General features: G+C 69.9%; 7 protein-coding genes. 4 read left to right on the top strand and 3 right to left on the bottom strand.

What is annotated here, in order from left to right; genetic code table 11:
- A partial coding sequence (locus CCN37_RS06270; protein ID WP_210407892.1) for an HNH endonuclease signature motif containing protein occupies positions 1–439 on the top strand: 439 nt, incomplete at its 5' end.
- A gap of 3 nt (positions 440–442) precedes the next feature.
- On the opposite strand, the gene CCN37_RS06265 is transcribed toward CCN37_RS06270, so the two are convergent.
- Positions 443–994 carry a TIGR03086 family metal-binding protein gene (locus CCN37_RS06265; RefSeq protein WP_086819700.1) on the bottom strand — a complete coding sequence of 184 codons (552 nt, stop codon included), beginning with the start codon at positions 992–994 and terminating at the stop codon, positions 443–445.
- Positions 995–1058: 64 nt separating this feature from the next.
- Here CCN37_RS06265 and CCN37_RS06260 point away from each other — a divergent pair, with 64 nt between their 5' ends.
- The 3 genes from CCN37_RS06260 to CCN37_RS06250 are packed head-to-tail and all read left to right on the top strand — an operon-like array spanning position 1059 to position 3094.
- Positions 1059–1799, top strand: coding sequence for a helix-turn-helix domain-containing protein (locus CCN37_RS06260; protein ID WP_086819699.1), 741 nt, complete (start codon positions 1059–1061; stop codon positions 1797–1799).
- Between the two features lie 38 nt (positions 1800–1837).
- Complete coding sequence (locus CCN37_RS06255; protein ID WP_086819698.1) at positions 1838–2662, top strand: class I SAM-dependent methyltransferase; 825 nt, start codon at positions 1838–1840, stop codon at positions 2660–2662.
- A 33-nt stretch (positions 2663–2695) separates the two neighbouring features.
- A complete protein-coding gene (locus CCN37_RS06250) occupies positions 2696–3094 on the top strand; it encodes a MerR family transcriptional regulator (protein ID WP_086819697.1) in 399 nt (132 codons plus the stop codon).
- Here CCN37_RS06250 and CCN37_RS06245 read toward each other — a convergent pair whose 3' ends face one another.
- Both CCN37_RS06245 and CCN37_RS06240 read right to left on the bottom strand, forming a co-directional pair.
- Complete coding sequence (locus tag CCN37_RS06245; protein ID WP_086819696.1) at positions 3095–3898, bottom strand: MBL fold metallo-hydrolase; 804 nt, start codon at positions 3896–3898, stop codon at positions 3095–3097. It abuts the gene before it with no gap.
- Positions 3895–6225 carry a glycoside hydrolase family 65 protein gene (locus CCN37_RS06240; protein WP_086819695.1) on the bottom strand — a complete coding sequence of 777 codons (2331 nt, stop codon included), beginning with the start codon at positions 6223–6225 and terminating at the stop codon, positions 3895–3897. The genes CCN37_RS06245 and CCN37_RS06240 overlap by 4 nt, the downstream gene beginning before the upstream one ends.
- Between the last annotated feature and the right edge of the window lies 1 nt (position 6226).

Here is a 6226-nt window from a genome sequence, read left to right as displayed (position 1 = left end):
CCTCGGCTTGACCCAGGACCCGGCGATCCTCGGTGGCTACGGTCCGATCCCCGCGCCCATCGCGAGGGAGATCGCGGCGGGTGGGGTGTGGAAGCGGATCTTGACTGACCCGGTGACGGGGGCGGCGGAGGAGATCAGCAATGTCTACCGGCCCACCGCGAAACAGCGAGAGTTGATCGCGGCCAGGTATCCCACCTGCATGGCGATCGGTTGCAATCAGCCCGCACATCGCTGCGATCTTGATCATTGTCGTCGCTACAACGGGGAGAACACGACGCTGGACAACCTGAGGCCGAAGTGCCGTCGGCATCACCGGATGAAGACGCATTCGAACTGGAAGTGTGAAAACCAGGAGGACGGGGCGCATGCCTGGACCACGCCGAGCGGGAAGACCGAGGACGTTCATCCGGTGCCGATCGCGGAACCGGCGCCGTTCTGAAAATCACGTACTCCACGATGGGGAACGGCCGCTCAACGCGAGAGCTTTCTCCAGAAGTGACGCATTCTCCGGAGCGGAGGCCTCGGGGCCGTAGACGCCCATCGAGCGACCCTGGTCCGCGCTCCGAGCGACCTCGCCGTAAACGTAGGAGACCACATCTGGGTCCCATTCGGCGTGCTGATCGGTGGCGCGGGCGAGATCCCATCCGTGCAGGACGAACTCGCCGATCACCATTCCGCCGACCAAATCTGCGGGGAGCTCGAAAGAGCCGCCCATGGTGGTCATTCCCTCCCACGCGGAGGCGGGGCGCCACGCGGTGAGGGTGCGGGCGACCTGGGTCCGCAGAGCCTCGGGCCACGGGCCGGGGATCGCGCCGGGAGGGACGGCTTCCTTGCGCGCGGCGCCTTCCAGGGACGGGGCCCAGTGGAGGAGGTGGTCGATGAGGGCTTGGACGTCGAACTCGGAGCACGGGGTGGGAGCCGCCAGGTTGTGGGGCTGGATGGAGCCGACGATCTCCAGGAAAGGCGCGGCGGCGCGGGCCATCAGGTCGCTCATGACAGGAGAGCAAACCCGCGCGGTCGGCGGGTGTCTTGAACAAAGGCGACATAGGCTGCGCGTCATGAGCAGGGACGCGCGCGGGCTCGGCGGCGCGTGGGTGAAGCACCAGCGGCACGCCTTTCCGGGGCCGTCCGCGGACCTGGCGCCGTACGTGGCGCGGTACTGGGTGGTGTCGTGGCAGTACGACGAGCCGTACCGGCAGCTGATCGTTCCCTACCCCAACGTCCACCTGACCTTCCAGAACGGTCGCGCGAGCGTGAACGGCGTGGCCAGCGGGCACCAGGTCAAGGTGCTCGACGGGAGCGGGGGAGTGCTCGGCGTGGCGTTTCGGCCAGGGATGTTCCGGCCGTTCCTGGGGGCGGCGGTCAGCACGATCACCGACCGCGTGGTCGACGCGGCTGAGCTCTTCCCAGGCCTGCCGAACGAGCCGGACGTGCCAGCGGTCGAAGCGTTCCTCCGGGCCCACCTGCCGGAGCCGGACGCGCGCGCCCAGCACGCCGCCGAGGTGGTCGACAAGATCATCGCGGAGCCGGGGATCACCAGGGTGGACGCGCTCGCGCGGGAGCTCGGCACGAACGTGCGGGCCCTGCAACGGCTGTTCGCCGAGCACGTCGGCATCGGGCCGAAGTGGGTGATCCGGCGCTACCGGCTGCACGAGGTGACCGAGCGGCTGGCGCGGGGCGAACCGATCGACTGGGCGGTGCTGGCCGCCGACCTCGGGTACTCCGACCAGGCGCACTTCGTCCGTGACTTCCGGGCCATGTTCGGCGAACCGCCCACCCGGTACGCGCAGCGCTATTGAACATTCAGGCTTTTGTGAAGCAGGTGTAGCTTGACGCCATGGACCGCGAGAAGATCACGCTGACCGGGACGCAGGAGACCATGCTGGCCACGCTCTACGGCCGAGCCCTGGACAGCGCGTTGCCGCGGCCGGTCCTCGGTGACACGGTCTCGGCGGAGGCGGTGCGGCGCATCGACTACGACTTCCGCAAGACCGGGATCACCGCGAGCAGGTCGGTGAGCGTCACGCTGCGGGCGAAGACGCTGGACGACTGGGCGCGGCAGTTCCTCGCGGCGACGCCGGAGTGCACGGTGCTGCACCTCGCGTGCGGCTTGGACACGCGCGTGCACCGGCTGGCCCCGCCGTCGGCGCGGTGGTTCGACGTGGACTTCCCCGACGTGGTCGAGCTGCGCGAGCGCCTGCTGCCGACCCCGCCCGGCGACTACACGATGATCGGCTCCTCGGTGACCGAGGCGGCGTGGCTGGAGCGGGTGCCCGACGACCGCCCGGTGCTCGTCGTCTTCGAGGGGCTGAGCATGTACCTGCGCGAGGAGGAGGGCACCCAGCTGATCCGCCGCGTCACCGAGCGCTTCCCCTCGGGCGAACTGCTCTTCGACTGCTTCAGCTCGCTGGGCATCCGGACGCAGAAGATGATCCCCGCCGTGCGCAACTCGGGCTCGACACTGCACTGGGGCATCGACGACCCGCGTCAGATCGAGCGCCTGCACCCCGGTCTGACCTGCGTGGACGCCCTGCGCAGCGTGGACGTTCCCGGGACCGAACTGCTGTCGTTGCCCTCGCGGATCGGGATGAGGCTGTTCTCCGCCATCCCCGTCCTGCGCGACATGGGCAGGATGATGCGGTTCAGGTTCACCAACGCTTGACTTGGAGTGCACTCCAACGGTGAAGATGCTGGCATGGACGAATCGCACGGGGCGCTGACGGTCAGCGAGGCCGCCGCTGCCGCCGGGGTCAGCACGCACACGCTGCGCTACTACGAGCGCGCCGGTCTGCTCGACCACATCGAGCGCGGGCCGTCGGGCCGTCGCCGCTACAGCGACCGCAACCTGGGCGCGATCGAGTTCATCCTGCGGCTGCGCAGCACCGGCATGTCGATCGGCGAGATCAGGAAGTACACCGACCTGGTGCGCGCGGGCGAGGGCAACGAGCGGGCCCGGCTCGGCCTGCTGGAGGACCACCGGGACAAGATCGTCGCCTCGCTCGCCGAGCAGCGCGCGCACCTGGCCGCCATCGAGAAGAAGATCGAGATCTACTCGGACATGCTCGGCGTCCAACCCGCGCTGACCAGGCGCTGATCAGTCGCGGGCGTGCTCCAGGTAGCGCTTCGCCGAGCGCCGCACGACCTCCTCGGCATCGCGCGGCACCTCCGACTCCCACCACGCTCCGTAGATCGTTTCGAAGCGGTAGTCCGCGAGCAGTTCCGCCGCGCGGCGCACCACGCTCGGCCGCTCCGGGATGAGGTTCGGGTAGGAGTACATGAAGCCCACGTAGTTCCGGTCGGGGATGACCTGCACGATGTCGCCGGTGAGCAGGGTGCCCGCGCCGTTGGCCCCGTCGCGCCAGTGCAGCACGGTGCCACCCGCGAAGTGCACGCCGAGGTTGATCAGCGTCAGGTCGTCGGCGAGCTGCTTGGTGGTGCCGCTCCACAGCTCGACGGCCGGGTCGGGCCGACCGATCCACTGCTTGTCGTTCTCGTGCAGGTGGATCGGCACGTCGAAGGTGTGCGCCCACTCCACCATCGTCGTGTAGTAGTGCGGGTGGCTGATCGCGATGGCCGTGATGCCGCCGAGCTCCTGGACCCGCTCAACGACCTCGTCGTCGAGGTAGGCGGAGCAGTCCCACAGGACGTTCCCGGACTCAGCCCTGACCAGCAGCGCGCGCTGCCCGATCGCGAAGCGCGGTTCGCTGCCGATGCCGATCAGCCCCGGCCCCTGCTCGCGCACGGCGGCCCGGTGCTCGCCCGCGCGCAGCGTCGCGAAGTCGGTCCACGCCTGCCCGCTCGGCGGGACGTACTGGCGCTCGTCCTCGCAGATCGGGCAGTCGGGGCGCGGGGCGGCGTACTGGGTGCCGCAGGTGAGGCAGATCGGCATAGTGCTCATGTGCGTCCTCGGGGTGCGCGCCCCTCCGGCTGACTCACCTTCGGCGGCTCGGGTGCGGGTGGGATCGGCAGCGTCACCTCCGAGCCGGTCTCCACCACGATCGCCTCACCGTGGTGCGAGGTGTGCAGCGGTGGACCGGAGTCGACGCGGTAGGTGGCACTGTCGCGGTCGACCGTGACGCAGAACCTGGTGTCCCGCAAGCGGATTCGAAAAGAAAGTCGGTTGAGCGCTGGCGGGGTCCTCGGCGCGAAGGTCACTTTTCCACCGTGGTCGCGCATGCCGCCGAAGCCCGCGACCACCGCCGTCCACGCTCCCGCCAGCGAGGCCATGTGCAGGCCGTTGCGGGAGTTGCCGTGCAGGTCGTCGAGGTCGGTGAACACCGCTTCGAGCAGGTAGGAGTACGCGAGGTCGAGGTGGCCGATCTCCGCGGCCAGCACCGCCTGCGTCCCGGCGGACAACGAGGAGTCCCGCACGGTCCGCGCCTCGTAGTAGGCGAAGTTGCGCGCCTTCTCCTCAGCGGTGAAGGCGTCGCCGCGCAGGTGCATCGCGAGCACCAGGTCGGCCTGCTTGATCACCTGCTTCCGGTAGAGGTCGAAGTACGGGTAGTTGAGCAGCAGCGGGTAACCGGACTCCGGCGTGCCCGCGAAGTCCCACTCCGCGTGCGCGGTGAAGCCCTCGGACTGCTCGTGCACGTCGAGCGCGCTGTCGTAGGGGATGGTCATCCGCTCGGCGGCCGTGGTCCACTCCGCGACCTCGTCCCCGGAGACGTCGAGTCGCCGCGCCACGTCGGGTTGGCGCTCGCACGCCGCGACGGCCTCGCGGAGGTTCTTCTGCGCGATCAGGTTGGTGTAGACGTTGTTGTCCACCACCGCGCTGTACTCGTCGGGGCCGGTGACGCCGTCGATGCGGAAGCCGTCCTGCGGGTCGTGGTGGCCGAGCGCCGCCCACAACCGCGCCGTCTCGATCAGCAGCTCGGCGCCGCACTCGCGCTCGAAGTCCTCGTCGCCGGTCGCCGCGACGTACTGGGCGGTCGCGTGGGCGACGTCGCCGGAGACGTGAAAAGCCGCCGTTCCGGCCGGCCAGTACGCCGAGCACTCCGCGCCGTTGATCGAGCGCCACGGGAACGCCGCGCCGCGCTGGCCGAGCTGCTGCGCGCGCTCCAACGCTTTGTCCAAAGTGGAGTGCCGCCAGCGCAGCGCGTCGCGCGCCGCCTCCGGAACGGTGTAGGTGAGCAACGGCAGCACGAAGATCTCGGTGTCCCAGAACGCGTGCCCGTCGTAGCCGGGACCCGTGAGGCCCTTGCCCGCGATGGCGCGGGTCTCCCCGCGCGCCCCGGCCTGCAACACGTGGAACAGCGCGAAGCGGATCGCCTGCTGCGCGCGCTCGTCGCCGTCGATCTCGACGTCCGCCGCAGCCCAGAACCGGTCGAGGAACGCGCGCTGCTCGGCGAGGAGTCCTTCCCAGCCGGTCTGCAACGCGCCGTCCAACGCCGCCTCGACCTGGGAGCGCAGCGCGGGCACGGACCGGTTCGCCGACCACCCGTAGCCCAGGTACTTGGTCAGCCGCAGCCGCTCGCCCTTGGGCACGTCGACCGCGACGGTGAAGCGCGCGAGGTCGTCCTCGGCGTGGACGTCGGTGCGCAGGTTGTCCTTGGTGTGCACCGTGTGGTCCATGGCGGCGGCCATCCGCAGCCCGGAGTGCCTGGTGTGGTGCGCGAGCACGGCCCGACTACCGGTGGCCGCCGCGAAGTCGGCCACCAGCGGGTCCTCCAGCGCGGCGGCCACCCTCGGGTCGCCGGAGCGCTGTTCGATCGGCTCGTTGGCCAGCAGGTCCGACTGCACGACGAGCTGGATGTCCTCGGCGGGCTCGATCTCGTAGTGGATCGCGGCGACCGCGCGCTGGGTGAAGGACACCAGCCGCTCGGTGCGCACGGTGACCCGCCGCCCGGTCGGCGACTCCCACTCCGTCTCCCTGCGCAGCGTGCCGGAGCGGAAGTCCAGCACCCGCTCGTGCGAGAGCGCGCGGCCGTAGCGCATGTCCAGCGGCTCGTCCTCGACCAGCAGCCGGATGATCTTGCCGTCGGTCACGTTCACCACGGTCTGCCCGGCCTCGGGGTAGCCGTAGCCGCCCTCGCCGTAGGGCAGCTGGTGCTCCTCGTAGAAGCCGTTGAGGTAGGTGCCGGGCAGTCCCCGCGGCTCACCCTCCTCCAGCGTGCCGCGCAGCCCGATGTGCCCGTTGGACAGGGCGAAGCTCGATTCGGTGCGATCAAGGCTGCCAACGTCCAACCCACGCCAGGCCAACTGCCACGGGTCCACGCTGTATCCCATT

The organism is Allokutzneria sp. NRRL B-24872, assembly GCF_002155965.1.
Lineage (GTDB): Bacteria > Actinomycetota > Actinomycetes > Mycobacteriales > Pseudonocardiaceae > Allokutzneria.
The sequence above is the reverse complement of the archived record's forward strand: the minus strand, read 5'-3'. Positions and strand labels throughout refer to the sequence as shown.